Below are 26,464 nucleotides of genomic sequence, written 5' to 3' on the forward strand. Positions count from 1 at the left end.
CCATCTCGAACTCGGCCGTTAAACGCACCAGCGCCCATGGTACTGTGTCTCAAGACACGGGAGAGTCGGTCGCCGCCAGACCTGCACAGAACAAGACCACAACAAACCCTCGCACGACGTCATCATCGAAACGCCCGCCTCCTCCGAGGCGGGCGTTTCGCGTTTCAGGCCCCGCTTCTCGGATCATCCTGACCGAATGGTCATGATGCGGCCAAATGCGGGTAAGCCGAGATCCGGCAGGGTCCCCCTCTTTCGCAGGAGAGGGGACTTCTCGTGTCGACACAAGCTCAACCGGGTTTCCCGCGCATCCACGACCTCGTATCCTCCGGTCCCATGCGCCTCCTCATCATCGAGGATGACCGCGAGGCGGTCTCCTATCTCGTTAAGGCCTTCAGGGAAGCCGGCCATGTGCCGGACCATGCCGTCGATGGCCTGGACGGCTATGCCCTGGCGCGAGAGGGGGATTACGACGTCCTGATCGTCGACCGTATGCTGCCGAAACTCGATGGCCTGTCCCTCATCCGGTCCCTGCGCGAGCAGGAGGTGACGACCCCCGTCCTGATCCTCTCCGCTCTCGGGCAGGTCGACGACCGGGTGAAGGGGCTGCGGGCCGGCGGGGACGATTATCTCCCGAAACCCTATGCGTTTTCCGAACTGCTCGCGCGGACCGAGGTCCTGGCGCGCCGCCGTGCCTCCTCGACGGGTGCGGCCGAAGCGACCTCCTACCATGTGGGAGACCTCCATCTCGACCGGCTCTCTCACCGCGTCACCCGTGGCGCCCACGAGATCCTGCTCCAGCCCCGCGAATTCCGGCTGCTCGAATATCTCATGCGCCATGCCGGGCAGGTGGTGACGCGGACCATGCTGCTCGAACATGTCTGGGACTATCATTTCGACCCGCAGACCAACGTCATCGACGTCCATGTCTCGCGCCTGCGCGCGAAGCTCGACAAGGATTTCGAGACCGCCCTGATCCATACGGTCCGCGGCGCCGGCTATATCCTGAGGCCGGACGATTCCCGCCGCGAGCCGGCCACGTCGTGAGTGAGACCGAACGGGCGCCCGCACGCATCCGGAACCTGTTCCGGACGACGGCCTTCAAGCTGTCCTTCGCTTATCTCGTCGTCTTCGCCACGTTCGCCTTCCTCGCTCTGGGCTACGTCGCCTGGAATGCGAGCCGCGTCCTCGACGATCAGATGGTCTCCACCATCGAGGCCGAGATCAACGGTCTGTCCGAACAGTACAAGGCCGGTGGCCTGCGCCGTCTCATCTCCGTCGTGGAGCGCCGTGCGGGCGAACCGGGCGCCTCGCTCTACTTGGTGACGACGTCGGCGGGCGAGCGGGTCGTCGGCAATGTCGGCGCGCTCGCGGATGGAACTCTGTCCCAGCCCGGCCAGACCGAGGCCGCTTATGCCCGCAGCGGCCAGTCCGACGTGCTCGACCATCATGCGATCATGCAGGTCTTCGTGCTTCCGGGCGGATTCCGCCTCGTCGTCGGGCGCGACGTGGAGGAGCGGGACAGGCTGCGCTCGATCATCGCCACCACCTTCGGTTCATCGGTGGCCCTGGTCGTCGTCCTCGGCGTCCTCGGGGGCTGGTTCGTCGCGAGCCGCGTGCTCCGGCGCGTCGACGCCATGACGGAGACGACCCGCCGGATCATGGCTGGCGACCTCGATGGGCGGCTCGCGGTGGCCGGCAACGGCGACGAACTCGACCGTCTCGCCCGGAACCTCAACGAAATGCTGGAGCGCATCGGCGAGTTAATGCGGGGCCTGCGCGAAGTCTCCGACAACATCGCCCATGATCTGAAGACGCCGCTGACCCGGCTGCGCAACCGCGCCGACGAGGCGCTTCACGGTGCCGGTTCGCCGGAGCAGCTGCGCATGGCCATGGAAGGCGTGATCGAGGAAAGCGACGGCCTGATCCGGGTCTTCAACGCCCTTCTCATGATCGCCCGGCTGGAAGCGGGGAGTGCCAGCGAGATCATGGGCCGGTTCGACCTCGGTCTCGTGGCACAGGAGGTCGGCGAACTCTACGAAGCCCTGGCCTCGGAGCGGGGGATGGGCCTGGTCATGGAGGCGCCCGAAGGGCTCTCGCTCTGCGGTAATCGCGAACTCGTGGGGCAGGCTCTTGCCAACCTCATCGACAACGCGGTGAAGTACGGTGGCTCCGGAGGAGACGTCCATGTGAAAGCCGAAACGCGCGGAACGAGCGTCGCGGTCATCGTGTCCGACAACGGCCCGGGCATCCCGGAGGAGGCGCGTGGACGTGTGCTCGGGCGTTTCGTTCGTCTCGAAGAGGCGCGGTCCCGGCCCGGCTTCGGGCTCGGACTTAGTCTCGTCAACGCGGTGGTGCGCCTTCATCAGGGCACACTCGCGCTGGAAGACAACCGACCGGGGCTTCGTGTCGTCATGACCCTCCCGGCCGAGCCGGGGAAGGACAGCGTGTGACCGATCGAGCGCCCTTGACCCAGCGCCTGACGAGAGCGCCCATCCTGACGGATCCCGAGCGTGCGGCGTCACGGCTGAAAGACGTGGAGGCACGGCTGCTCCATGTCGACGATGCGGTGCGCGCGCTGCTCCTCGGCCTTGCCGACCATTCCCCCTTCCTGTGGCAACGGGTGATGCGAGCGCCCGATCGTCTCGCGGCGATGCTGGACCGCGCGCCCGAGGCCGTGAATGCCGACCTCATCGCCCGACAGCGCGCCGCCGCGCGATCGGAGACCGGAGAGACGCGCGATCTCGATGCCGTCGCTGCCGAACTCCGGCTCAATCGCGGCGACCATGCCCTCCTCGTGGCTCTGGCCGATATCGGCGGGATCTGGCCCCTGGCGACGGTGACCCAGGCGCTGTCGGATTTCGCCGACGCTTCGGTCCATGCTGCGGCCGACGCTCTGCTGCTGCAGGCGGCCGGGTCCGGCCGGTTTCATCCCGCCGACCTCTCCGAGCCGCAGGTCGGTTCCGGTCTCGTCATCCTCGGCCTCGGAAAACTCGGGGCGGGCGAGCTCAACTATTCCAGCGATATCGACCTCGTCGTGTTCTTCGATCCCGATATCGCACCGCTCGAGGACGGGCTCGCCCCGACGCCGTTCTTCTCCAAGCTCGCGCAGGGGATCGCCAAGCTGCTGCAGGAGCGCACCGGCGACGGCTACGTCCACCGCGTCGATTATCGCCTGCGCCCCGATCCCGGATCGACGCCGACGGCGATCTCCCTCAACTCGGCCTATGTCTATTATGAGAATCTCGGACAGAACTGGGAGCGGGCCGCGTATATCAAGGCGCGGGCCATCGCCGGAGACATCGCGGCCGGCGAGCGATTCCTCGCTGGCCTGAGGCCGTTCGTCTGGCGCAAGTATTTCGATTTCGCCTCCATCGCCGACGTCCATGCGATGAAGCGCCAGATCCATGCCGTGCGCGGACACGACACGATCGCCGTCGCCGGCCACGACATCAAGCTCGGGCGCGGCGGCATCAGAGAGATCGAGTTCTTCGTCCAGACCCAGCAGCTCGTCTTCGGCGGCAGGCGGCCGGACCTTCGCGGCCGGCGCACCGTCGAGATGCTGGCGGCCCTCACCGAGGAGGGCTGGATCGACGCTGCCGCACGCGACGAACTCGGGCGGGCCTACGACTTCCTTCGCACCATCGAGCATCGCCTGCAGATGGTGAACGACGAGCAGACGCAGCGACTGCCGGCGGACGCGAAGGGGATCGAGAGCTTCGCCCGCTTCGCCGGATTCTCCGATGCGGAGGCTTTCGCGAGGGAGCTCCTGCACCATGCCCGCCGCGTGCAGGCGCATTATGCGCTGCTGTTCGAGGCCGAGCCGGACCTCTCCTCCTCGGTGGGGGACCTCGTCTTCAGTGGCTCCGATGACGATCCGGCCACGCTCGCCACCCTGCGCAAACTCGGATTCGCCGATCCCGAGCGGGTGGCCGAGACGGTGCGCGGCTGGCACTTCGGCAGGCGCCCGGCCGTCCGTACCGCCAGGGCGAGGGAAGTCCTCACCGAACTCGTTCCGGCCCTGATGCAGGCGCTCGGCGGCACGCCGAATCCGGATGTGGCGCTCGACACCCTCGACCGTGCCTTTGCGCGGATGCCGGCCGCGGTGGAACTCCTCACCATCCTTCGGTCGAACGATCGGCTTCGCCTGCTCTTCGCCGACCTCCTCGGGAGCGCGCCTCGCCTCGCCGAAACGGTCGCCTTCAGTCCGCACGTGCTCGATACGGTGATCGATCCGGCCTTCGTCGTGCCGGGCGTGGATGCGGAGGATATCGCCGCCCAGTACCGAGGATTGGTCGGGAAGCCGGCGGCCTATGAGGATTTTCTCGACCGGAGCCGGGACGCGGCGCGGCAGCTGCGCTTCGTCACCGGCGCGCGGCTTCTCACCGGCATTCTTTCCCCGCAGGCTGCGGGGCAGGCCTATGCCGGCATCGCCGACGCCGTACTGGAGGCGAGCCTCGATGCGGTATCGCGCCAGTTCTTCGCCGAACATGGTGCCGTGCCGGGCGGACGTTGCGTGGTTCTCGGCCTCGGCCGGCTCGGTGCCCGGCAGATGACGGCGGAATCCGACATCGATCTCGTCGTGCTCTACGATTTCGATCCGGAGAACCGCACGAGCCTCGGGCCGAAGGCCATCGATGCGGTGATGGTTTATAATCGGCTGACCCAGCGTCTCGTCGCGGCGCTGACGGCGCTGACCCGCCGCGGCGGGCTCTACGACGTCGATCTCCGCCTTCGGCCCGGCGGCGGCCAGGGCCCCGTGGCGGTGCAGGTCCGGAGCTTCCTGCCCTACCAGCAGGCGGAGGCCGATCTGTGGGAGCATATGGCGCTCACACGCGCCCGGGTGGTCGCCGGAGACCGGAGCCTCGGCGAGGCGGTGATGGATCAGGTCCGCACCATCGTCGGGCTGAAGCGAGAGGCCGGAGTGGTCTACGACGCGGTTCGCGAGATGCGTGAGGTCGTCGCCAGCGAGAAGGGGTTCTCTGGGCCGCTCGATCTCAAGCTCGCCCCCGGCGGCCTGCTCGATCTCGATTTTCTAGCGCAGGCGCTGATCTTGGCTCATGCCAGCGGTCATCCCGGCCTCGTCGGGCTCGATGCGGCGTCCGTCTTCACGGAGGCCGCCGCTCATGGCCTGATTCCGGTCGATGCCGCCCGCCGGCTGAGTGACGCCTACCGCATCTTCGACGATGCGCTTCACTGGCAGCGCCTGATGGGCGAGGCGGAATCGAAGGAGGGGGCATCGGTGGCGCTGACGCGGCTCGCCATCGCCATGGGATTGCCGGATGCGGCGACCCTGGCGGCCGAACTCGACGAAAGGCGGGAAGAGGTCAGGGCGCGGTTCGTGCGCCTGCTCGGCTGATTGGACTTCCGCTCGCCGTCGCCGACAGTGGAGTCCAAGCTCCCTTCGCGGCGCATCCGGCAACTGCTTTCGGATCGCCTCTCGCCGCGCTCGGGATGTTCGAAAAACGACCTGCCATGAATCGACAGGTCGACGACGTGTCTCAGAAGATCTTCTGGGCCTTCGCGAGCGCCACGAGGTCGTGCTGTGGCCGGGCGCCGATATGCTGGATCACCTCTGCCGCGGCCAGTGCACCGAGGCGGGCGCTCGACACGTTGTCGAGGCCGCGGGCATGGCCGGCGAGGAAGCCGGCGGCGAAGAGGTCGCCGGCACCGGTCGTATCCATCACCTCCCGAACGGGTGCCGCCTCGACGGAGCGGATCTCGCCCCCCTTCACCACCAGGGCGCCATCGGCGGAGCGGGTGACGAGGCCGAGGAGGTGCATGCCGCGCTGGTTGCGCTCGTCCCGCAGGGCCTTGATCGCGGCTTCGTCGTCTTCGGTCTCGTAGAGACTCTTCAGCTCGCCGATATTGGCGAACAGGATGTCGATGCTGCCGTCGCGGATGAGGCCGAGGAATTCCTCACGGTAGCGGCCGACGCAGAACGCATCCGAGAGCGTGAGGGCGACGGCATTGCCGGCGCCGTGCGCGATCTTCGCCGCCTTGCGGAACGCGTCCTTGGCCGCCGGCGGATCCCACAGGTAGCCTTCGAGATAGACGGTGCGGGCGCTCGCCACCGTGGCCTCGTCCACATCGGCCGGGGACAGGCCCTGGCAGGCGCCGAGATAGGTGTTCATCGTCCGCTCGCCATCCGGCGTCACCAGGATGAAGCAGCGCGCCGTGGCCGGACCTTCCGATGCGGCGGGAACGCCGAAGGACACGCCGGTCGCCTTGAGATCGTGGGCGAAGAGGCCGCCGAGTTCGTCGTCGCGTACCTTGCCGATGAAGCCGGTCTTGGCGCCGAGGAGGGCCGCACCCACCGCCGTGTTGGCCCCCGAGCCACCGGACACGATGGTCGCCGGCCCCATCACGGAGAACAGGCTCTCGGCCCGCTCCTCGTCGATCAGCTGCATGGCGCCCTTCGGCACGCCCTGCTCGGCGAGGAAGCGCTCGTCCGTCCGCGCGATCAGATCGACGATGGCGTTGCCGAGGACGAGAAGGTCGAGGGGAGCGGTCATCGGGCATCCTGTCTGGCGCTGGCGATGCCGCAGGCTGTGGCATCGCACCCGGAGAGGGTCAAGCGAGCGAGGATGTCACAGCCCGTCGACGACGGTCGGCAACCGAACCTCATTGCAACGCCTTCACCTCGCATTGCGCGTAATCGGCGCTCGCCTTCACGTAGGCGTTCAAAGCTTTCACGTAGGCGTCCGCCAGGGGCCGGTACGCGGCGATCTGGCCGTTATAGGCCTTGACCGCATCGTTGAACGTGTAGGCCTCCCAGCCGGGGCATCCGCCCTTGGCGTCGAGGCAGGCCGGCTTGGCGGGGAGGGGCGGCTTCGTCGGACGCGTCGCCGGATCGGGCGGCACCGCCTTCGCGCATTCCGCCCATCCGGAAGAGGGCAGGAGTACCGCCAGCGCAAGCGCCGCTCCGAAATGCCTGCGACCCATCGCTCGAACTCCCTCGCACCTGCTACGGCGATGGCTTCTGCGCGAGAGCAGACATCGCCGCAAGCGGTCAGCGAGCCGGCACCGCGTCGCGGCCCGGCTGATGGCGCGGCTCAGGCTTGCTCTTCGCGCCTCTGTCCAGCGCGAGACGCGCGGCATTGACCAGGGGCAGGGCGATGCCGGTGATGAGCACCCACCAGGCCGGACGCAGGGTATCGTAGAATTCGAGGTTGGCTCCGAGCACGGCGCTGGCCGGGACGCCGCTCTTGATGCCGTACCACGCTGCTTCGAACAGGGCCGTGACGAGTGAAGCGGCGATGGCGAGCCCAAGCAGGGTGAAGGGGTTCATCGGCAGGCGGAACCGCTGCATCGCCCGCCATCCCATCAGGATGAGGAACAGGCCGGTCCAGTAGACCGGAGCCGAAACGTCGATCTTGGCCTGAAGGAAGTAGTGGAACAGGCCCAGCACCCCGATGGCGTAGACGGTCTTGTGAAGCCTCGGCCAGGCTTTGCCGAGTCGCCGGATCATCCCATCCGTCGAGGTGATTCCGAGCACGGCGAGGCCGACGAGGGCGACGAACCCGATGGTGAGGTAGAACCGCGAGACGATCTCGGACACGACCTTCGACAGGATGAAGTTCTGGTCGACGACGTAGAGGCCGAGGTGGATGAGCCCGTAGGCGAGCACGGTGAGGCCGAGCATGCGCCGCACCAGGATCAGCTTCGGAAAATTCGCGATTCGCCGCAGCGGCGTCACCGCCAGCGACAACAGCAGGAAGCGCACCGCCCATTCGCCCGTCGCGTGGATGAGGGCGGTGATCGGCTTCGGCCCGAGGGCATCGAACCCATAGGCGCCGGCGAGCCAGAGACCCGGCGCGAGCGCGAACAGGAACGTCGCGAGCTTCAGGCCCGAGAGGCGGCCGGCGCGGTCGCGCCAAGGGGCGGAGAAAACCGGTGTGGTGGGCATGTCGGTCCGGGACTACTCTTCTTCGGAGGAAAGCTATCGACGAGAGATAGGAAGGCGAGGGGTGGATGCAGGACATTCGCCCACACGATCGCGCGAGACGACACTCCTCATTCGTCGGCTCTGCCACCGAGGTTACGCATTCGCCGTGCCGCTGCGGCGCAGCCCTCGGGCCCTCCCGCCGCCGGGCCCGCATGTGATAAAGCCCGCGTCGTCCGAGCCCCTCTGCGAAGCGCCTTCATGCCAGAATCCGCCCCTCCCGACCCGATCGATGCGCTGAGCGCCGAGGAGGCTCGGGCCGAGCATGCCGCATTGTCCGATCAGATCGCGGAGGCGGATCGTCTCTACCATGGCGAGGACGCGCCCGAGATCTCGGACGCCGAGTACGACGCCCTGCGCCGTCGTTTGGAGGTAATCGAGACCCGCTTTCCGGACCTCGCCGGGACCGGTCGGGCAAGCGCATCGGTCGGCGCGAAGCCATCGGAGAAGTTCGCCAAGGTCCGTCACGCGTTGCCGATGCTGTCTCTCGGCAACGCTTTCGCCGACCAGGAAGTGCACGATTTCGTGGCGCGCGTGCGCCGCTTCCTCAACTGGCCCGAAAGCGATCCGCTCGCCTTCACCGCCGAGCCGAAGATCGACGGGCTGTCGCTCTCCCTGCGCTATGAGAATGGCGAACTCGTCACGGCAGCCACCCGTGGCGATGGCGAGGTCGGCGAGGACGTGACCGCCAATGCCCGGACCGTCTCGGGCATTCCCGAGACACTGGAGGGAAAAAGCTGGCCGGAGGTCTGCGAGGTGCGCGGCGAGGTCTACCTGTCGCACGCGGATTTCGCCGCCATCAACGCCCGCCAGGAGGCTGCGGGCAAGGCTCTCTTCGCCAACCCGCGCAATGCCGCCGCCGGTTCCCTGCGCCAGCTCGATTCGACGATCACCGCTTCGCGCCCGCTGAAGTTCTTCGCCTATGCCTGGGGCGAGATGTCGGAGATGCCCGAGACGACCCAGCACGGGATGATCGCGGCCTTCGCCTCCTGGGGATTCGCGGTGAACGACCGCACCATCCTATGCACCGATGCGGACGCGATGCTGGCGCAGTACCGCGCCATCGAAGAGGACCGGGCCGGCCTCGGCTACGATATCGACGGCATCGTCTACAAGGTCGACGACCTCGCCTTGCAGCGCCGGCTCGGCTTCGTCTCGCGCAGCCCGCGCTGGGCGCTGGCGCATAAATTCGCCGCGCAGAAGGCCTTCACCGTCTTGGAAAGGATCGAGATCAATGTCGGCCGCACCGGCTCGCTCAACCCGCTGGCGCGGCTCAAGCCGGTGACGGTGGGCGGTGTCGTGGTCTCGAACGCGACCCTTCACAACGAAGGCTATGTCCAGGGCGTCGGCGGGGATGGTGAGCCGATCCGCGAGGGTCGCGACATCCGCGAAGGCGACACGGTCATCGTCCAGCGCGCCGGCGACGTCATCCCGAAGGTGATGGATGTCGATCTCGCCAAGCGGCCTGCGGATTCGAAGTCCTATGTCTTTCCCGAGACCTGTCCCGCCTGCGGCAGCCGCGCCGTCCGCGAGATCAATCCGCGCACGGGCCAGCGCGATGCGGTGCGTCGCTGCACCGGCGGGCTGATCTGCCCGGCCCAGGGGCTGGAGCGCCTGAAACACTTCGTCTCGCGCAACGCCTTCGATCTCGAAGGCTTCGGCCAGACCTATATCGAAGTGCTGTTCGAAGCCGGTCTGATCAAACAACCCGCCGACCTGTTCCGTCTCGATTTCGAGCCGCTGAAGGCAGCCATCGTCGCACGTCGCGAAGCGCTCTCGGCTGAGCGCAGGGCCGAGGGCGAACCGCCGCCGAAGAAAGCGAAGAAGAAGGGCGACGACGAGGACAAGGCGATCAAGAACCTGTTGGCCTCCATCGAGGAGCGCCGGCACCTACCCCTCAACCGATTCCTGTTCGCCCTCGGCATCCGGCATATCGGCGAATCCACCGCCAAGGCCCTGGCCAAGCGATTTCAGGATATGGCGGGCCTGATGCAGGCGCTCGACGCTGCAGCGACTGCCCAGGCCGGCCCCGACTGGTTGGCTCTTTCCGCAGTTCCCCGGGTCGGCCCTACCACCCGCGACCGCCTCCTCGAATACGGCTTCTCGAGCGGCGCGGACGACGCCGAGGCGACGACCGGCCGGCGACCGACCACGGCTCAGCGAGCCAACCTCATCGCCCATTACGGTGACGAGGCGGCGGTGGATGCCGCCATCGCCCGCGCCCGCGAGCAGCGCCCGGGGGATGCCTATCGTCATTTCGCCGACGATGGCGAGATCGGCCCGGTGGCGACGGATTCGCTCATCGCCTTCTTCGGCGAGCCGCATAACGCGGATGCGGTCCGTGCGCTTCTCGCGGAGGTGAAGACCGAACCGATGGCGGCGGCCGCCACCGCGACGGCTTTTGCCGGCAAGACCGTGGTGTTCACCGGCTCCCTGGAACGGATGACCCGGAGCGAGGCGAATGCCACCGCCGAGCGGCTCGGGGCCAAGGTCTCGGGCTCGGTCTCGGCCAAGACCGATCTCGTGGTCGCCGGGCCCGGCGCCGGCTCCAAGCTCAAGGATGCCGAGAAGCATCGGGTGAAGGTGGTGAGCGAGGAGGAATGGCTCACGATGGTGGAGACCGCGTGACGACGCTCGCCATCGATTTCGAGACGGCCAACGAGCGGCGCGACAGCGCCTGCGCGGTAGGGCTCGCCTGGATCGAGGGCGGGGCGGTGGTCCGGCGCGAAACACGGCTGATCCGGCCGCAGGACATGCGGTTCTCGCCCGGCAACATCCGGGTTCACGGCATCCTGCCTGCCGATGTCCGCAACCAACCGGAATTTCCCGAAGTGATGGCGGAATTCCTGCCCGACCTCTCGTCAGGGCTGGTTCTCGCCCACAATGCCGGCTTCGACATGGGCGTGCTGCGGGCTTCTCTCCATGCCTATGCGATGGAGGTGCCGGCCTTCTCCTCGCTGTGCACGCTCCAGATCGCCAGACGGGTATTTCCAGCGCCGGAGGGCTGCGGCCTCGGCAAGGTCGCCGCCAGGCTCGGCATCCGTTTCGAGCATCACGATGCCGGTGAGGACGCCTATGCCTGCGCCGAGATCGCCCTCGCGGCGGCGAGGGAGCATGGCACGCACGACATCGCTGCTCTGGCACGAGCGATCAACATGCCGATCACGCGCGTGCCTGCCGGATATGTCGAGCGGGAGGCGAGGCCGTTCCAGACGCCCGCCGCGGCGCCGGCGGCGATGCGCTTCTCGGTGAGGGGAAGCCGCGGCACTCTCTACGCGGTGACCCTCGAGGACCGCCCGAGCGGCCTGCACCTGCGCTGCACCTGCATGGCCGGGCGATACGGCGTCGCCTGTCGCCATGCCAAGGCGCTTCTCGTGGGCGATATCACCGATCTGGTCTCGGGCGACCACGCGGACGTGGTCGCCCTCAGCCGTCTCTTCGACGAGGCGGCGATGCCGCGTCGTCGGGAGGCCTGATCCGTCAGATCACCTTGAGCAGGGCGTCGACGCCGGAGATCTCCGTCTTGGCCGGCGATTCCTCGACGTTGAGGACGCGCACGACGCCGTCATCCACCAGCATGGAATAGCGCTTCGAACGCGGACCGAGGCCGAAGCCTGCGCCGTCCATGTCGAGGCCGATCGCCTTGGAGAATTCGGCATTGCCGTCGGCGAGGAACTCGATCCCGTCGGCACCGCTGGCCTTCTGCCAGGCTTCGAGCACGAACACGTCGTTCACGGCCGTCACGGCGACGGCGTCGACGCCGCGCGCCTTGATCTCCTCCTGCTTCTCGACGAAGCCGGGAAGGTGGTTGCGGTGACAGCTCGGCGTGAACGCGCCGGGCACGCCGATCAGCACGATGCGGCGTCCCTTGAAGATGTCGTCGGTGGTCTTCGCCTCGGGGCCCCCGGCGCCATTCACGCGAAAGGTCACCTGGGGAAGGTGGTCGCCAACCTGGATCGTCATCCGTCGTCTCCTCGATCGTCGCGGCCCTCGCTCCTCCGAAAGGTCGAGGCTCCGCGAACGCCTGATATGGACCTCGCGCGGCAGGGGTCGGGATTGCGCGTCCGGCACTGGAAAACCGTCTAGCCCGAGGGTCATACCCTGTCGAGGAGCGGAGAGGCGGCGCCCACCGGCAAACACGGCGCGGCCTCACGGCATCGTCTGGGCGCACTTTCCTCCCTGGACAACCAAGCGCGCGGAGATAGCATGATGCAATGCGACAAGATCCGACTTCCGCCTATCTCGACGGCCAGTTTCTGGTGGCGATGCCCGGCCTCACGGACGAGCGCTTCGCACGGTCGGTGATCTATCTCTGCGCCCATTCGGCGGATGGGGCGATGGGGATCATCCTCAACAAGCCCGCCAGCGACCTGAACATGCCGGACCTGCTGGTCCAGCTCGACATTGCCAGCGAGGACGACGCCATCCGCCTGCGCGAGCAGGTCGGCCATATCCCCGTGCTGATGGGAGGGCCGGTCGATGCCAAGCGCGGCTTCGTGCTCCACACCGATGATTTCCATATCGACCAGTCGACGCTCATCATCGACGACGGCATCTGTCTCACCGCCACCGTGGAGATCCTTCGGGCCATCGCGAACGGGGCCGGGCCTGCCAGCGCAGTGCTGGCCCTCGGCTATGCCGGGTGGCAGGCAGGGCAGCTCGAGAACGAAATCCTCGCCAATGGCTGGCTCAACTGCCCGGCTGATCCGGACATGATCTTCAACGCGGCCCTCGACACGAAGTACGAGCGGACGCTGCGCAGCAACGGCATCGATCCGGCGATGCTGTCCTCCAGCGCCGGGCGAGCCTGATCCGTCTCATTCGGCGAACGGCGAAGCCTCACCGTCTGGGTTCATCCCTTCCACGGCCGGCTTCGGCTTGCGCGGACGGGGCGTGGTGCTCGCGGTCGGCGTCGTCGTGTTGGCGCCGAGCCGGGTCGCCAGGGCCAGGGCTCGGGCTTCGGTGAAGCGTACGTTGCAGAATCCGTGGGCGCCCTCGCGGGCATAGGTCCGGCAGATCTGCTCACGGTCGGACGAGAAAGCCGCCTGTTCGGTCACGATGGTACGGACGTCCTGTCCGCGCGCGCGCTGGGTCATCACCTTGTAATTGTCGCGCACCGCCTTGTCGGCGACACCCCGCCCACTGTCGAACTCGGCGGAGCGGGGAATCAGAGAGGCGGCGGCGGGTCCCCACAGGCCGATCGGGTTGGTGGCGCAATCGGCCGCGGCGAAGGTGCAGACCCGTCCGCCGCCAAGAGGCGTCACCAGGACGCTGCCGTCGAGGACTTCGAACCGGAGCGGGCATTCGCCGCCCGAGACCTCGTAGCGCGCCACGCCCTCGGGGCGGCCCTCGGAGGACAGGGAGATCGGGCTGCCACCCGAAAGCGGAACCTTGCAGGTCTCGCTCGGCTGCGAAATCTTGGTTCCGGGCAAGGTGATCCGCGCGGTCGCGGCGGTTCCGGCCTTGTCGATCTTGAGACTGCCGGTGAGGCCGTTGAGCATCAACTCCTGGCCCAGGATGTTGTCGTCGGCAGGCGCCTTGAGGACGACGGGACGCAGGGGAGCCGGAGCGGGCCTGGGAATCTCGGCCGCGGGATCGCCGGGAAGTCCGGGTGCGCCCGGCGGCAGGGGGGTGCCCGGCTGAGGTGCGCCGGCCGGGGGAACGCCACGCGGCGGCACCGGAGGCTTCGCCGCCTTGCCGATGCCGAACAGCTCCTCGAAGAAATTCTGCGCGTGGGCTTCCGTCACCGGAACGGCGACGAGCGGAAGCACGAGAAGGACAGGGAGTAGATGGAGGGCGCGGGACGGACGCATCGAGACTTTCATGCCTTTGGAGACTGCATCATCGCACCGCGTAGGGCTTCGATGCCGCCGACTCTCGTTTCCGCATCAGATTTTTCGAAACCGGATTCCGTTTCTCGGACTGACGCTTGCAGGGCTGACCCGCCTCCGATCCGGGCGCGCGCCCGGAAGCCGGTCTTCCATCGCGAAACCTAGCATGTGATCGATGGCGCGGACGTGGCGTCCCTGCAACAATTTTGAGGTCCATGCCGCGTCGTTCCGGTGTTTTCAGGTGCAAACGTCCTGATCCGCGAAGGAGATAGGCTGCGCATGGCAGTTCGCGGCGCTTTGCCTTGCGGCTCCGCATCACCCTTCTTATATCCGGCGGGACGCGGGATTAAGACCCGGATTGGCGCGTTTCAGGCGCTCTGGCTGGTTCGAATTCCGCTCTCACAATCTTTCGTTCTTCACCGCCATGGGCCGGGCCGCTTCGGGGCCCGGCGGTCTGCTTGACCAAATGACATGAGAGGGATCCCACCATGGGTAAAGTAATCGGTATCGACCTCGGCACCACCAATTCCTGCGTGGCCGTCATGGAAGGCACGCAGCCCAAGGTCATCGAGAACGCGGAGGGCGCGCGCACCACTCCGTCCATCGTCGCCTTCCTCGACGACGGCGAGCGTCTCGTCGGCCAGCCGGCCAAGCGCCAGGCCGTCACGAATCCGGAGCACACGTTCTTCGCCATCAAGCGCCTCGTGGGCCGCACCTACGACGACCCGATGACGCAGAAGGACAAGGGCCTCGTGCCCTACAACATCGTCCGCGGCGACAACGGCGACGCCTGGGTCGAAGCCGACGGCAAGAAATACTCGCCCTCGCAGATCTCCGCCTTCACGCTCCAGAAGATGAAGGAGACCGCCGAGGCGCATCTCGGCCAGCCGGTGACGCAGGCCGTCATCACGGTGCCCGCCTATTTCAACGACGCCCAGCGTCAGGCCACCAAGGATGCCGGCAAGATCGCCGGTCTCGAGGTGCTGCGCATCATCAACGAGCCGACGGCGGCGGCGCTCGCCTACGGCCTCGACAAGAAGAAGGCCGGCACGATCGCGGTCTACGACCTCGGCGGCGGCACCTTCGACGTCTCGATCCTCGAGATCGGCGACGGCGTGTTCGAGGTGAAGTCCACCAACGGCGACACCTTCCTCGGCGGTGAGGATTTCGACAACCGGGTCGTCGAGTACCTGACCTCCGAGTTCAAGAAGGAGCAGGGCATCGACCTGACCAAGGACAAGCTCGCCCTGCAGCGCCTCAAGGAAGCTGCCGAAAAGGCGAAGATCGAGCTGTCCTCGGCCACCCAGACCGAGATCAACCTGCCCTACATCACCGCCGACGCCACCGGTCCGAAGCACCTCGCGCTGAAGCTCAGCCGCGCCAAGTTCGAGTCGCTCGTGGACGACCTCGTCCAGCGGACGATCGAGCCGTGCCGCAAGGCGCTCAAGGATGCCGGCGTCTCGGCCTCCGAGATCGACGAGGTCGTGCTCGTCGGCGGCATGATCCGCATGCCGAAGATCCAGGAAGTCGTGAAGTCCTTCTTCGGCAAGGAGCCCCACAAGGGCGTCAACCCGGACGAGGTCGTGGCCATCGGCGCGGCGGTCCAGGCCGGCGTGCTCCAGGGCGACGTGAAGGACGTGCTGCTCCTCGACGTCACCCCGCTCTCGCTCGGCATCGAGACCCTGGGCGGCGTGTTCACCCGCCTGATCGACCGCAACACCACCATCCCGACGAAGAAGTCCCAGACTTTCTCGACGGCCGAGGACAACCAGAACGCGGTCACCATCCGGGTCTTCCAGGGTGAGCGCGAGATGGCGGCCGACAACAAGATGCTCGGCCAGTTCGACCTGATGGGCATTCCGCCGGCTCCGCGCGGCATGCCGCAGATCGAGGTGACCTTCGACATCGACGCCAACGGCATCGTCAACGTGACGGCGAAGGACAAGGCGACGAACAAGGAGCACCAGATCCGCATCCAGGCCTCGGGCGGCCTCTCCGATGCCGATATCGACCGGATGGTGAAGGACGCCGAGGCCAATGCCGAGGCGGACAAGAAGCGCCGTGAACTCGTCGAGGTGAAGAACCAGGGCGAGAGCCTGATCCACGCCACCGAGAAGTCGGTGAAGGAGTATGGCGACAAGGTCTCGGCCGACGACAAGGGCGCGATCGAGACCGCCATGACCGCCCTTCGCACGGCGCTCGAAGGCGACGATGTCGAGGTCATCAAGTCCCGCACGACGGACCTGATGCAGGCGTCGATGAAGCTCGGCGAGGCGATGTATGCCGCCAGCCAGACGCCCGAAGGCGGGGCGGAAGGCGCCGAGGGCCACGAGCCCAAGAAGGATGACGTCATCGATGCCGACTTCCAGGAAGTCGATGACAAGGACCAGAAGAAGCGGGCATAAGACGCACGCTGAACGCGGGGCCGGAGCGATCCGGCCCCGCGTCATGTCTGGTGACGACGAAGGCGTGATCCCGACGAGATCGGTGCGATCCGCTGAGGACTTTTGAGGACGAGGAATGTCGAAGCGGGACTACTACGAGATTCTTGGCGTCTCAAAGACCGCGACCGATGGCGAGATGAAGGTCGCCTTCCGCAAGCTGGCGATGACCTACCACCCGGACCGCAATCCGGGGAATGCGGAAGCCGAACTCAAGTTCAAGGAAATCAACGAGGCCTACCAAACGCTCACCGACGGGCAGAAGCGCGCGGCCTACGATCGATTCGGCCATGCCGCTTTCCAGCAAGGTGGAGCGGGCGGGCCGGGATTCGGCAACGAGTTCGGCGACTTCATGTCGGACATCTTCGACAATTTCTTCGGCGACGGCCGGGGTGCCGGTGCGGCAGGCGCCGCACGTGGGGCCCGCGGCGGGTCGACACGCGAGCGTGGCGCGGATCTGCGCTACAACCTCGAAATCTCGCTGGAGGATGCATTCGCCGGCAAGACCGAGACGATCACGATGGCCACCGCCGTCACCTGTGACGTCTGTTCCGGCACCGGAGCGAAGGCCGGTTCGAAGCCCAAGCCGTGTCAGACCTGCGGCGGCTACGGCCGGGTGCGGGCGGCACAGGGTTTCTTCGCCATCGAGCGGACCTGCCCGGCCTGTCACGGGCGCGGTGAGATCATCGACAATCCGTGCACCAATTGCTCCGGTGCGGGCCGCGTCACGCGTGAGCGCACGCTCTCCATCAACGTCCCGGCCGGCGTCGACGACGGCCTGCGCATCCGTCTGGCCGGCGAGGGCGAGACCGGCCTGCGCGGCGGCCCGGCCGGCGACCTCTACGTCTTCCTCTCGATCAAGCCGCACACGTTCTTCCAGCGGGACGGTGCCGATCTGTTCTGCCGCGTGCCGATCTCCATGGTGACCGCCGCCCTGTCGGGGGAGATCACCGTGCCGGTCATCGATGGCTCGCAGACCCAGGTTCGAATCCCTGCGGGCACGCAGACAGCCAAGCAGTTCAGGATCAAGGGCAGGGGCATGCCCGTCCTGCGGTCCCGCGACGTCGGCGATCTCTACATCCAGGTCTTCGTCGAGACGCCGCAGAACCTGTCGAAGCGCCAGCGCGAGCTCCTTCAGGAATTCAACAGCACGGCCTCGGAGGAGAACCATCCCGAAAGTGCCGGCTTCTTCTCGAAGGTGAAGGACTTCTTCGACGGCCTCAGCGGCGCTGCCCGATCATGATGGGACGCTTCGTCGACCGTAGCGGATCGAAAGTGCTTCGCCGCAGTTATGGCTGTGGCGGCGATGCATCGTCACCGGCAGCATGCCCTGTTCATTCCGGACGATGCGAGGCTTCCGTCTTGACGGGGATCGTCCTTTCGTCGTCTAGCCTTAGCTTCCCACGCGTGATCTGAGGATAGTGGATCTTGTTGCCGCTACGCCGTCCCAGCGCCAAAGCCTATGCCGCCACCGGTTCTGTCCGTGAACGGCGGGAGCCGCTGGAGGATGAAGCGCGATTCCTGCGCTCATGGTTCGAGAGGCCCCTCGTCACCGGTTCGGTGACACCGTCGGGCAAGATGCTCGCCCGGATGATGGCATCCTACGTCGACCCCCGCACGCCCGGTCCGGTGATCGAGCTCGGACCCGGTACGGGTCCGGTCACCGAGGCACTCATCCGCCGCGGCATCGAGCAGGAACGCCTCGTCCTCGTCGAGTACAACCCGGATTTCTGCAAGCTGCTGCAGAAGCGCTTCCCCCGCGCGACGATCCTGCGCGGCGACGCCTACAACATCCACGAGACAATCGGTGGGATCCTCACGGAAAAAGCGGCCGCGACCGTCTCGAGCCTGCCGCTGTTCACCAAGCCCCTGGAACAGCGGCTCGATCTCCTGAACGCGGCGCATGCGCTCATGCATCCGAGCGCGCCCTTCGTTCAGTTCACCTATGCGGTGGTGCCGCCGATCCCGGCACGCTGCGATGCCGGGAGCTACACGGCCAGCCGTTCGAGCCGTGTCTGGCTCAATCTGCCTCCGGCACGGGTCTGGGTCTATCGCCGGCCGTAACGTCGGTGCCCTTCGAGAGCAGGCAGGTCTTTTAGGCCAACATAGGCTGAAGGTACGGCTCACCTGCCGTTCAGCGGCGCGCCGATACGGTCATATCAGAGCGCCGGGACTGTCTCGGTGCATGGATCTGACGGAGACCGAAATGGGCTTTCGTGAAATCGCCGGCCGATCGCGGAATTGGCTGATGGCCGCCGCGCTGGCATTCGGCGTGATGAGTGCCGCGCCCGGCATCGCACAGGCGGCTCCGATCGCGGCGTCATCCGCGGTCGCCGAACCGGGCCAGGCGGCCATCGTCCCAGTTCAGTATGGTTGGGGCCATCGCCATCACCACCATCGTCATCATGGCTGGGGCCATCGCGGCGGGCATCGCCATCATGGTTGGGGCGGACACCGCGGTTACGGCTTCGGCGGTCACCATGGCTGGCGTCCCCGCCACCATGGCTGGGGTGGGCACCATCACCATGGCTACGGACGTCACCATGGCGGCTACTATCGCTTCTGAGCCATTCACTCTGTGACGATGTCGAGGCCCCGGCGGACGATCCGCCGGGGCCTTTTCTATCGGGCACGCGCGCTCGCCCGATGACGCGGCCGATCTAGGCCTTATCAGCCACCCGCTCGATGATGAGCGGACGCGGAGACGGGCCTTCGTCCTCGATCCGATAGGCCGCGCGCAGGGCCGCTTCGGCCGCGTCCGCCTCCGCCTCATTGCGGGCATGGACGATGCCGAGCGTGTCGGCTACGTCGCCGGGACGCGCCAGGGATGAGAGACCCACCGCTGGGTCGATCTCGTCCTGGGGGCGCGTGCGGCCTCCGCCTAGGGCGATGACCGCGAGGCCGAGATGGCGGGTCTCCACTCCAGCCACGATCCCGGCCCGCTCCGCCATCACAGGTCGGATCACCGGGGCCATCGGACAGTGCCGGCCGGTATTCTCGACGAGATCGGAGGGGCCGCCGAGGGCGGCCACCATCCGGCCGAAGATCTCGGCCGCGCGGCCGGAGGTACGGGCTTCCTCGACACGCCGCGACGCCTCGGCCGTGTCGGCGGCAAGTCCGCCGAGCACCAGCATCTCGGCGCAGAGCGCCACCGTCACGGCGTGGAATGCCGGCTCGCAGGCACGACCCGTGAGGTAGTCGACGGCGTAGGTCACTTCCAGGGCGTTGCCGGCGGACGAGGCGAGGGGCGCGTCCATGTCGGTGACGAGTGCGACCGTGTTCAGGCCTGCGCCGTTGGCGACGGAGACGATGCTGTCGGCAAGGGCCCGCGCCTCGTCGATCTCCGCCATGAAGGCGCCGGAGCCGGTCTTTACGTCCATCACGAGGCCGCCGAGGCCGGCAGCGAGCTTCTTCGACAGGATCGACGCCGTGATCAGGTCGAGGGATTCCACTGTGCCGGTCACGTCACGGATGGCGTAAAAGCGCCGATCCGCCGGAGCGAGGTCGGCCGTCTGTCCGATGATGGCGCATCCGATGCTCCGAGTGACATTGCGGAACCGGTCGAGGCCGGGCGTGGAATCGTAGCCGGGGATGCTGGCGAGCTTGTCGAGGGTGCCGCCGGTATGGCCGAGGCCGCGGCCGGAGATCATCGGGACATAGCCGCCGCAGGCCGCGACCATCGGGGCGAGGGCGAGGCTCACCGCGTCGCCGACGCCTCCGGTGGAGTGCTTGTCCAGGACGGGGCCGGGCAGATCCCAGGTCAGCACCGTGCCGGACCAGGTCATCGCGCGGGTCAGGGCCACGCGCTCGGCCAGGGACAGGCCGCGGAAGAACACCGCCATGGCGAAAGCGGCGGCCTGTCCCTCGGTCACCCGCCCGTCGGTGATTCCGGAGACGAATCCTGCGATCTCGGAATCGTCGAGGCCACGCCCGTCGCGCTTGGCCCGGATCAGCTCCTGCGGCAGAATCATGCCCGGGCTCCGAGGCTGGCGGTCAGGGCGTCGTAAAGGCTGCTGGCCCCGATGCGGAAGGTCTTCGGCGCAACCCACCCCGGTCCCATGATCCGATCGGCGAGATCGAGGTAGAGGGCGGCGTCGGCCACGGTTCGCAGGCCGCCGGAGACCTTGAATCCGACGGGCCTTCCGCTGTCGCGGATGGCGGTGAGCATGGTCTCGGCGGCCTGCGGCGTCGCCGAGACGGCGCTCTTGCCGGTCGAGGTCTTGAGGAAGTCCGCGCCCGCGCCGATGGCGAGGCGGCTCGCCTCGGCGATCTGCGCCACATCCGGCATTGCACCGGATTCGAGGATCACCTTGAGGATCGCGCGGCCGGCAACCTCACGCACGGCCTCGATCATCTCGCCGGCACCATCGGCGTTCCCGGCGAGAAAGGCCCGGTAGGGCAGTACGAGATCGATTTCGTGCGCGCCGTCGTCCAGTGCCTCCGCGGTGTCCTCCACCGAGCGCTCGATATCCGTGCCGCCTGCGGGAAAGTTGATCACCGTGGCGATGCGAACCGGACTTCCGGCAAGCCGTTCCGCGCAAAGCTGGACATGCTGGGGCCAGACGCAGATCGCGGCGACCCGGCTCGCTCGGGCCTTGCCGCAGAGGGTTTCGACCGCCTGAACCGAGCAGGAATCGCTCAGGTCGGTGAGGTCGAGGAGAGGCAGGGCGCGTCGGGCCATGGCGGCATCGGCGGCATCCGGATCGACGGTCATGTGGAAATCCTACAGCCGGGCGACGAAAGCGTCGATGAGGCGGGCGAGGTCGAAGGCCGCATCGGCGGCCGCCCGCTTGGTCTCGTCGTGATGCGGATCGCCGTCGCCCATCCCCGCCGCGAAGTTCGTGACCACCGAGATGGCTGCCACAGGCAGGCCGAAGAACCGCGCGAGGATCACCTCCGGCGCCGTCGACATGCCCACGAGGTCGGCGCCGAGGCGGCTGGCCATGCGGATTTCCGCCGGCGTCTCGAAGTTCGGCCCCGAGAACCAGGCATAGACGCCCTCATGAAGGCGAATGCCGCAGATGCGCGCTGCCTCGCGCAAAGCTTCGCGTGCGGCCGCATCGTAGGCGCCGACCATAGGGACGAACCTCGCGTCGCCGGTCTCGCCGATCAGCGGGTTCAGGCCCGAGAGGTTGATGTGATCACTGAGCGCCACGAGGCTGCCCGGCCCCGCCTGCGGCATCAGCGATCCCGCCGCGTTGGTGAGCAGGAGAAGTGAAGTCCCCAGCGCCTTGGCGACGCCCAGCGGAATCTTCATGACGGCGGCGTCGCCGCTCTCGTAAGCATGGGCGCGGCCCTCGAAGACCAGCACGGGCCGTCCCGCCAGGATGCCGCCATGGAGCGTCCCGCCATGGCCGGTGACGCCCGGCGACGGAAAGCCGGGAATGTTGGCATAGGAAACGGCAATGCCGCTCTCCAGCCTGCCGGCGATGAGGCCGAGGCCCGTGCCGGTGACGATCGCGACCTCATAGGGACCTGCAAAGCCGCGGCCCTTCACGATATCGGTCGCGACGGCGATGGACGCGTCAAGCATCGGCGTGCTGGTTCTTGCCGTGAAGGTGATCGGGACCGAAGGAATCGGGTAGCAGAGCGTCGAGGGTGAAGCTGCGGCGGATGCCATCCGGACCGGCGATATGGATCGGCGTCGCCGGGTCGGCGAATTCCCGGATGCGCTGACGGCAGGCCCCGCATGGTGTCACCAGAGCCTGCCCCTCGCCGATGATGAGGATGACGCCGATGGCCCGTCCGCCGCCGGCGATCATCGCCGCGATGGCGCCCGCCTCGGCGCAGGTGCCGACGGGATAGGCCGCGTTCTCGACGTTGCAGCCGGCATGGATGCGTCCGTGCTCGTCCCGCAGGGCGGCGCCGACCGGGAAGTGCGAATAGGGCGCGTAGGCCGTCGCCATCGCGGCGGCGGCGGCTTCGAACAGGGCCGCGAGCTCCGCGCCGATGGTGTCCGTCATCTCTCAGGGTCCGGTGGATGGGCTCCTCGATCTTAGAGCAGCAGGGCCTGCGGCCTGTCGAGCCATGAAACGTGATCGACACGGCACGGGCGCGATCCTAGAACGCTCACTCGATGGTCTCAGGTTGAGAAGCGGGCGAGACATGCTGGGTCGGTTCGAACGCAAGGCCTCCGGTGAGGCGACGGTGGAGTACGGCGACGGCACCATGCGGATCGTCAAGCCCGGCAGTTTCGTGCGCTGTGCGGTCACCGGCGAACCGATCGCACTGGACAACCTGCGCTATTGGAGCGCCGAACTTCAGGAGGCCTACATCACGCCCGAGGCTGTGATGAAGCGGCTGTCGGAACTCGGGCGTTCGCCGGGCTGAACGCCTCGACCGCTCGACGCAACTGGGCGAGCAGAGGGGCCTCGTTCTCGATCCGCAGGCCGACGCCGAGCGCCGTCACCCTGGCCGCGAATTCTGCGGGCAGGCGGACCATGTCCTTCTCCGTGGTCACCAGGGCCGCGCCCAGCGCATCGGCCCGCGCCACCAGCGCGGCGAGGTCTCCGGCGCGGTAGGGATGGTGATCCGGAAAGGTCCTGGTCTCGACCACCGTCGCTCCGGCTCCCTCCAGCGTGTCGAAGAATTTCCGGGGTCTGCCGATCCCGGCAAAGGCGAGGACGGGCTTTCCCGGGACGTCCATCGGCGCGGTCGGAACCAGCCTCGCCCGATGGACGGGAAGACCGCGCGAAATGGCTTCCACGGCCACCGTCTCGCCCGGCCCGTTCCCGCCTATGAGGACGAGGCCGTCGACATGGCGCCATTGCCGCGCGAGCGGCGCCCGCAGCGGGCCCGCCGGAAAGGGCAGACCGTTTCCGACCCCGCTGCCCGCATCGACAACGGCGAGGCTGAGATCCTTCGCGAGGCTCGGGTTCTGAAGCCCGTCATCCATCACCACGACATCTGCGCCCGCCTCCCGGCATAGGGAAGCCCCTTCCGGCCGGTCGCGGGCCAGGACGGTGCGCGCGCAGCGTGCCAGGAGAAGGGGCTCGTCACCCACATCTCCGGATGTATGTCGGGACGGATCGACCGCGATCGGCCCTGCGAGCCGGCCGCCATAACCCCGCGTCAGGAAAGCGGGGTCGTAGCCGATGCGACGTAGCATCGCCGCCACGGCGAGCGCGGTGGGGGTCTTGCCCGCGCCGCCGAGGGTGAAGTTGCCGATGCAGATGATCGGGCAGGCCGCCTTCATCCCGGTACGGTCCATGCGGGCGGCGACGCGCGATCCGTAGACATGACCGAGCGGCGCCAGGATCCGGCTCAGCGGATGATCCGCGTGATCCCAGAAGGCCGGTGGCCGCATCAGGAGAGGGTCATGGCCGTGAGCTTCATCTGTGCGATGAAGGGATCGAGCACCGCCAGGGTCCGTTCCACCGCGCCTTCGAAGGGCTGCAGCGCGGCATTTCCCGCCTCCGCCATGCCGCGCGAGCGCGAACGATCGAGGAGCAGATCGCCGACGGCGGCGGCGAGTTCCGCGGCGTCCACCACCATCAAGGCCCCACCGGCTTCGTCGAGGGCGTGGTAGACCTGGGCGAAGTTCTGGACGTTCGGACCGTGGAGGATCGCCGCGTCGAGACGGGTCGGCTCGATCGGATTCTGGCCGCCGCGCGTGCTCAGCGATCCTCCGAGGAACACCAGCGGCGCGAGGCGGTAGAACAGGCCCAGTTCGCCGAGCGTATCGGCCACGTAGAGATCGATGCCGCCGTGAGGGCGTCCGCCACGGGAACGCAAGGTACTCCGCAGGCCGGCGGCCGAGGCGCATGCGGCCACCTCCTCGCCGCGCTGCGGGTGACGCGGCACCACGATGGTCAGGAGGTTCGGCACCCGAGCCCTCAGAACCGCGTGGGCCTCCGCCACAACGGCATCTTCTCCCGGATGCGTGCTGGCCGCGACCCAGACCGGTCGATGGCCGATGACGTCGCGCAGGTAGGCGAGCTGCTGGCCATCCGCAGGCGGCACGGCAGAATCGTATTTCAGGTTTCCGGCGACGCTGACGCGTGGAGCGCCGAGGCGGGCGAAACGCTCGGCATCGTCCCTGGTCTGCGCAAGGCAGATGGCGATGCGTGAGAGCAGAGCTTCCGCGGTGCGCGGCGAGCGCGCCCAGCCCTTGAACGACCGCTCCGACATCCGGCCATTGACGAGGAGCAGCGGGATGCCACGCTCGTGCAGGGCGATGACGGTGTTGGGCCAGATCTCGGATTCCGCCACCAGCGACAGATCGGGCTGCCAGTGGTCGAGGAAGCGCTCGATCCAGCGCGGCGCGTCGAGCGGCATGTATTGATGCACCGCGCCGGCGGGCAGGCGACGCCCGATCAATTCGGCGGCGCTGCGCGTGCCCGTGGTGACGAGCACGCTGAAGCCGCGGGCGATCATACCGTCGATCAATCCGACGAGGGAGAGCGCTTCGCCGACGCTGGCACCGTGCATCCAGACCAGGGGGCCGGTCGGTCGGGCCCGGCCGGGCAGGCCGCGGCGCTCGGGCAGTCGGCCTGGATCCTCCTTGCCCTTGCGCGAGCGCCAAGCCAGCAATCCGGCCACCGCCGGCTCACCGACATAGAGGCCGTAGCGATAGGCCTGGAGAGCGATGGTGAGGGGAGGAGCCTTCACGCGAACGGCCCGAGCGCGAGGGAGCCGGCGACCGGATCGACGACCCTGTCGGCTCGGCCGACGAGGGTGTAGGCGCGGTCGTGGACGCGGTTCATCTCGTTCTCGAGACGCAGCCGCAGAGCCTCGAATTCGTCCGGCTCGACATCGCGCGGAACGAGAACCGGTTCACCGAAGACCATGGCGCCCCTGCCGAAGGGCAGTCCGAAACAGGCCTTATCCCAGCTGTTGAAGCGAAGGTGCCGGCTGGTGACCACGGCGACCGGAATGATCGGCCGGCCCGAGAATCGCGCGAGGGTGAGGATCCCGGCATCGCAGCGCCGCGAGATCTTGGGAACGTCCGCACTGAAGGCGACGCTCTCACCGTCCTTCAGGGCGCGGATCATCGCGCGCAAACCCTCCGCACCGCCCTTGGCTTTGGCGTCGCGCACCATGCGTCCGCGGGCGCCTGACGCCCGAATGACACGAACCCCCATACGGGTGAGGGCGATGGTGTTGATGTTGCCGTCCGCCGAACGCGAGATGATCGTCGCGATCCGGTCCTGCGGACGGCGCATGAACGAGATCATCGTGTGCTGGCCGTGCCACATCCCTGCGATGAACGGGGAAAGGCCATCCAGCCAAGGATGGGGATCGGCCGGCTCGACCGTGAACCGGTTCGTCGCCCGAACGAGGCGCAGATAGTGGAAGGCCAGGAAGCCGAGGCTTTGCTGCACCGGTGGCGACCGGCCGACGCGTTTGAGAAGGCTCATACACTCGGTTCCGCGGGCCATCAGATCGGCCATCCGTCCGGCTCGCCATCGATGCGTCAGCGGCCGGTTGCGTCGTCTTCGCATCCGCCGAACGTCGCTCGCTCGGGAGTCGTACCGGTGACGCGTGGTCTAACGCCGTTCGAATTGCCGGCGCAACCGTGTCGTCGGTTGCATTCGTCCGAAGTGGGCCAAGCGCACGTTCACAATCATATGTGAACCGTAAACCATCTCCCGTTGCATAGAATCATTCCAATCTATATATTAGAATGATTCCAGAATGAGGGAGGAGCGTGATGGCGACCAGCTTGAGCGAGAGCATTGTGCCAGGATCTGGCCCGAACCCGGAGGACGATCCGCGCGCATTCGTTCTGCAATACGTTCAGCCCGGCCTCGCCGGACTCATTGATGGATCGGTCTCGACGCTCGCACCGATCTTCGCGGCGGCTTTCGCGACGCATAGCAACGGAGCGACTTTCCTCGTTGGGATGGCGGCTTCCATAGGGGCCGGAATCAGCATGGGCTTCACCGAGGCCCTCTCCGACGATGGCAGGGTGACAGGGCGCGGCTCGCCATGGATGCGGGGCATGGTCTGCGGCGTCATGACGACTTTGGGCGGTCTCGGGCATACGCTTCCCTATGCGATCCCGGAAAGCTGGCCGAACGCGTTCGGCTTGGCGACCAGCCTCGCGGTCTTCGTCGTTGGCGTCGAATTGCTGGCGATCTCGGCGATCCGCACACACTACATGGCGACGCCGTTCTGGCGTGCGACCCTGCAGGTCGTTCTCGGAGGCGCGCTGGTCCTTGCGACGGGCATCGTGATCGGCAGCGCCTGACTTGGAGGAAAGCGCCTGACTTGGAGGAAATGGTCTGAGGCTTGACGCGGTCGCTGCG

At 67.3% G+C, this 26,464-nt stretch carries 23 protein-coding genes, 1 rRNA gene and 1 pseudogene; 13 read left to right on the forward strand and 12 right to left on the reverse strand.

Going from position 1 to position 26,464, the window contains the following annotated elements; all coding sequences use genetic code 11:
• The 4 genes from rrf to ACFQ4G_RS19830 form a co-directional block, all read left to right on the forward strand.
• Positions 1-81, forward strand: a 5S ribosomal RNA gene (gene rrf, locus ACFQ4G_RS22045); the annotation flags it as partial.
• A gap of 252 nt (positions 82-333) precedes the next feature.
• Positions 334-1,044 (forward strand): winged helix-turn-helix domain-containing protein, encoded by a 711-nt coding sequence (locus ACFQ4G_RS19820; protein WP_238207304.1) that lies wholly within the window; start codon positions 334-336, stop codon positions 1,042-1,044.
• The gene (locus tag ACFQ4G_RS19825; protein ID WP_238207246.1) at positions 1,041-2,450 is read left to right on the forward strand and encodes a sensor histidine kinase; all 1,410 of its coding nucleotides are present in this window, start codon (positions 1,041-1,043) and stop codon (positions 2,448-2,450) included. Before ACFQ4G_RS19820 ends, ACFQ4G_RS19825 begins: the two co-directional genes overlap by 4 nt.
• A 14-nt stretch (positions 2,451-2,464) precedes the next feature.
• Positions 2,465-5,356 (forward strand): bifunctional [glutamine synthetase] adenylyltransferase/[glutamine synthetase]-adenylyl-L-tyrosine phosphorylase, encoded by a 2,892-nt coding sequence (locus ACFQ4G_RS19830; RefSeq protein ID WP_238207248.1) that lies wholly within the window; start codon positions 2,465-2,467, stop codon positions 5,354-5,356.
• A gap of 142 nt (positions 5,357-5,498) precedes the next feature.
• On the opposite strand, the gene ACFQ4G_RS19835 is transcribed toward ACFQ4G_RS19830, so the two are convergent.
• The 3 genes from ACFQ4G_RS19835 to ACFQ4G_RS19845 all read right to left on the reverse strand — a co-directional run bounded on the left by ACFQ4G_RS19835 (position 5,499) and on the right by ACFQ4G_RS19845 (position 7,906).
• A complete protein-coding gene (locus ACFQ4G_RS19835; RefSeq protein WP_238207250.1) occupies positions 5,499-6,512 on the reverse strand; it encodes an adenosine kinase in 1,014 nt (337 codons plus the stop codon).
• 109 nt (positions 6,513-6,621) lie between these two features.
• A complete protein-coding gene (locus tag ACFQ4G_RS19840) occupies positions 6,622-6,942 on the reverse strand; it encodes a hypothetical protein (protein ID WP_238207252.1) in 321 nt (106 codons plus the stop codon).
• Between the two features lie 67 nt (positions 6,943-7,009).
• A complete protein-coding gene (locus ACFQ4G_RS19845) occupies positions 7,010-7,906 on the reverse strand; it encodes a protein-methionine-sulfoxide reductase heme-binding subunit MsrQ (RefSeq protein ID WP_238207254.1) in 897 nt (298 codons plus the stop codon).
• A 237-nt stretch (positions 7,907-8,143) separates the two neighbouring features.
• Here ACFQ4G_RS19845 and ligA point away from each other — a divergent pair, with 237 nt between their 5' ends.
• On the forward strand, positions 8,144-10,570 hold the full coding sequence (gene ligA, locus ACFQ4G_RS19850; protein WP_238207256.1) for an NAD-dependent DNA ligase LigA: 2,427 nt from the start codon (positions 8,144-8,146) through the stop codon (positions 10,568-10,570).
• Positions 10,567-11,418, forward strand: coding sequence for a 3'-5' exonuclease (locus tag ACFQ4G_RS19855; protein ID WP_238207258.1), 852 nt, complete (start codon positions 10,567-10,569; stop codon positions 11,416-11,418). The genes ligA and ACFQ4G_RS19855 overlap by 4 nt, the downstream gene beginning before the upstream one ends.
• A gap of 4 nt (positions 11,419-11,422) precedes the next feature.
• On the opposite strand, the gene ACFQ4G_RS19860 is transcribed toward ACFQ4G_RS19855, so the two are convergent.
• Complete coding sequence (locus tag ACFQ4G_RS19860; protein WP_238207260.1) at positions 11,423-11,905, reverse strand: peroxiredoxin; 483 nt, start codon at positions 11,903-11,905, stop codon at positions 11,423-11,425.
• 251 nt (positions 11,906-12,156) lie between these two features.
• On the opposite strand from ACFQ4G_RS19860, the gene ACFQ4G_RS19865 reads away from it, so the two are divergent.
• Entirely contained in the window at positions 12,157-12,753 is a 597-nt protein-coding gene (locus tag ACFQ4G_RS19865; protein ID WP_238207262.1) for a YqgE/AlgH family protein, read from the forward strand.
• A gap of 6 nt (positions 12,754-12,759) precedes the next feature.
• Here ACFQ4G_RS19865 and ACFQ4G_RS19870 read toward each other — a convergent pair whose 3' ends face one another.
• A complete protein-coding gene (locus ACFQ4G_RS19870) occupies positions 12,760-13,755 on the reverse strand; it encodes a hypothetical protein (RefSeq protein ID WP_238207264.1) in 996 nt (331 codons plus the stop codon).
• A gap of 506 nt (positions 13,756-14,261) precedes the next feature.
• Between ACFQ4G_RS19870 and dnaK the strand changes: the two genes are divergently transcribed.
• From dnaK to ACFQ4G_RS19890, 4 genes are all read left to right on the forward strand, one after another.
• Positions 14,262-16,178: a molecular chaperone DnaK gene (gene dnaK, locus ACFQ4G_RS19875; protein ID WP_238207266.1), complete on the forward strand. Its 1,917-nt coding sequence runs from the start codon at positions 14,262-14,264 to the stop codon at positions 16,176-16,178.
• Between the two features lie 115 nt (positions 16,179-16,293).
• Positions 16,294-17,457, forward strand: a complete 1,164-nt coding sequence (dnaJ, locus tag ACFQ4G_RS19880; RefSeq protein WP_238207268.1) for a molecular chaperone DnaJ — start codon at positions 16,294-16,296, stop codon at positions 17,455-17,457.
• Between the two features lie 185 nt (positions 17,458-17,642).
• Positions 17,643-18,278 carry a class I SAM-dependent methyltransferase gene (locus ACFQ4G_RS19885; RefSeq protein WP_238207270.1) on the forward strand — a complete coding sequence of 212 codons (636 nt, stop codon included), beginning with the start codon at positions 17,643-17,645 and terminating at the stop codon, positions 18,276-18,278.
• A 142-nt stretch (positions 18,279-18,420) separates the two neighbouring features.
• Positions 18,421-18,780 (forward strand): hypothetical protein, encoded by a 360-nt coding sequence (locus tag ACFQ4G_RS19890; RefSeq protein ID WP_238207272.1) that lies wholly within the window; start codon positions 18,421-18,423, stop codon positions 18,778-18,780.
• A 94-nt stretch (positions 18,781-18,874) separates the two neighbouring features.
• Here ACFQ4G_RS19890 and deoA read toward each other — a convergent pair whose 3' ends face one another.
• From deoA to ACFQ4G_RS19910, 4 genes are read right to left on the reverse strand one after another with little or no spacing between them, the layout of a single operon-like run.
• A complete protein-coding gene (gene deoA, locus ACFQ4G_RS19895; protein ID WP_238207274.1) occupies positions 18,875-20,185 on the reverse strand; it encodes a thymidine phosphorylase in 1,311 nt (436 codons plus the stop codon).
• Complete coding sequence (gene deoC, locus ACFQ4G_RS19900) at positions 20,182-20,928, reverse strand: deoxyribose-phosphate aldolase (protein WP_238207276.1); 747 nt, start codon at positions 20,926-20,928, stop codon at positions 20,182-20,184. Before deoC ends, deoA begins: the two co-directional genes overlap by 4 nt.
• A gap of 9 nt (positions 20,929-20,937) precedes the next feature.
• Entirely contained in the window at positions 20,938-21,747 is an 810-nt protein-coding gene (locus ACFQ4G_RS19905; protein WP_238207278.1) for a purine-nucleoside phosphorylase, read from the reverse strand.
• On the reverse strand, positions 21,740-22,177 hold the full coding sequence (locus tag ACFQ4G_RS19910; protein ID WP_238207280.1) for a cytidine deaminase: 438 nt from the start codon (positions 22,175-22,177) through the stop codon (positions 21,740-21,742). The genes ACFQ4G_RS19905 and ACFQ4G_RS19910 overlap by 8 nt, the downstream gene beginning before the upstream one ends.
• A 142-nt stretch (positions 22,178-22,319) precedes the next feature.
• Here ACFQ4G_RS19910 and ACFQ4G_RS19915 point away from each other — a divergent pair, with 142 nt between their 5' ends.
• Positions 22,320-22,544 carry a DUF2093 domain-containing protein gene (locus tag ACFQ4G_RS19915; RefSeq protein WP_238207282.1) on the forward strand — a complete coding sequence of 75 codons (225 nt, stop codon included), beginning with the start codon at positions 22,320-22,322 and terminating at the stop codon, positions 22,542-22,544.
• Here ACFQ4G_RS19915 and lpxK read toward each other — a convergent pair.
• Genes lpxK through ACFQ4G_RS19930 form a run of 3 tightly spaced genes read right to left on the reverse strand, consistent with a single transcriptional unit; the run spans position 22,489 to position 25,573 of the window.
• A complete protein-coding gene (gene lpxK / locus ACFQ4G_RS19920) occupies positions 22,489-23,520 on the reverse strand; it encodes a tetraacyldisaccharide 4'-kinase (protein ID WP_238207284.1) in 1,032 nt (343 codons plus the stop codon). The two genes, ACFQ4G_RS19915 and lpxK, sit on opposite strands and share 56 nt — an antisense overlap.
• Positions 23,520-24,824 (reverse strand): 3-deoxy-D-manno-octulosonic acid transferase, encoded by a 1,305-nt coding sequence (locus ACFQ4G_RS19925; protein WP_238207286.1) that lies wholly within the window; start codon positions 24,822-24,824, stop codon positions 23,520-23,522. Before ACFQ4G_RS19925 ends, lpxK begins: the two co-directional genes overlap by 1 nt.
• Positions 24,821-25,573 (reverse strand): lysophospholipid acyltransferase family protein, encoded by a 753-nt coding sequence (locus ACFQ4G_RS19930; protein ID WP_238207288.1) that lies wholly within the window; start codon positions 25,571-25,573, stop codon positions 24,821-24,823. Before ACFQ4G_RS19930 ends, ACFQ4G_RS19925 begins: the two co-directional genes overlap by 4 nt.
• 356 nt (positions 25,574-25,929) lie before the next feature.
• Between ACFQ4G_RS19930 and ACFQ4G_RS19935 the strand changes: the two are divergent.
• Positions 25,930-26,406, forward strand: a pseudogene (locus tag ACFQ4G_RS19935) (VIT family protein); the annotation flags it as partial.
• Positions 26,407-26,464 lie beyond the last annotated feature (58 nt).

Source organism: Methylobacterium marchantiae, assembly GCF_042679825.1.
Taxonomy (GTDB): domain Bacteria; phylum Pseudomonadota; class Alphaproteobacteria; order Rhizobiales; family Beijerinckiaceae; genus Methylobacterium; species Methylobacterium marchantiae.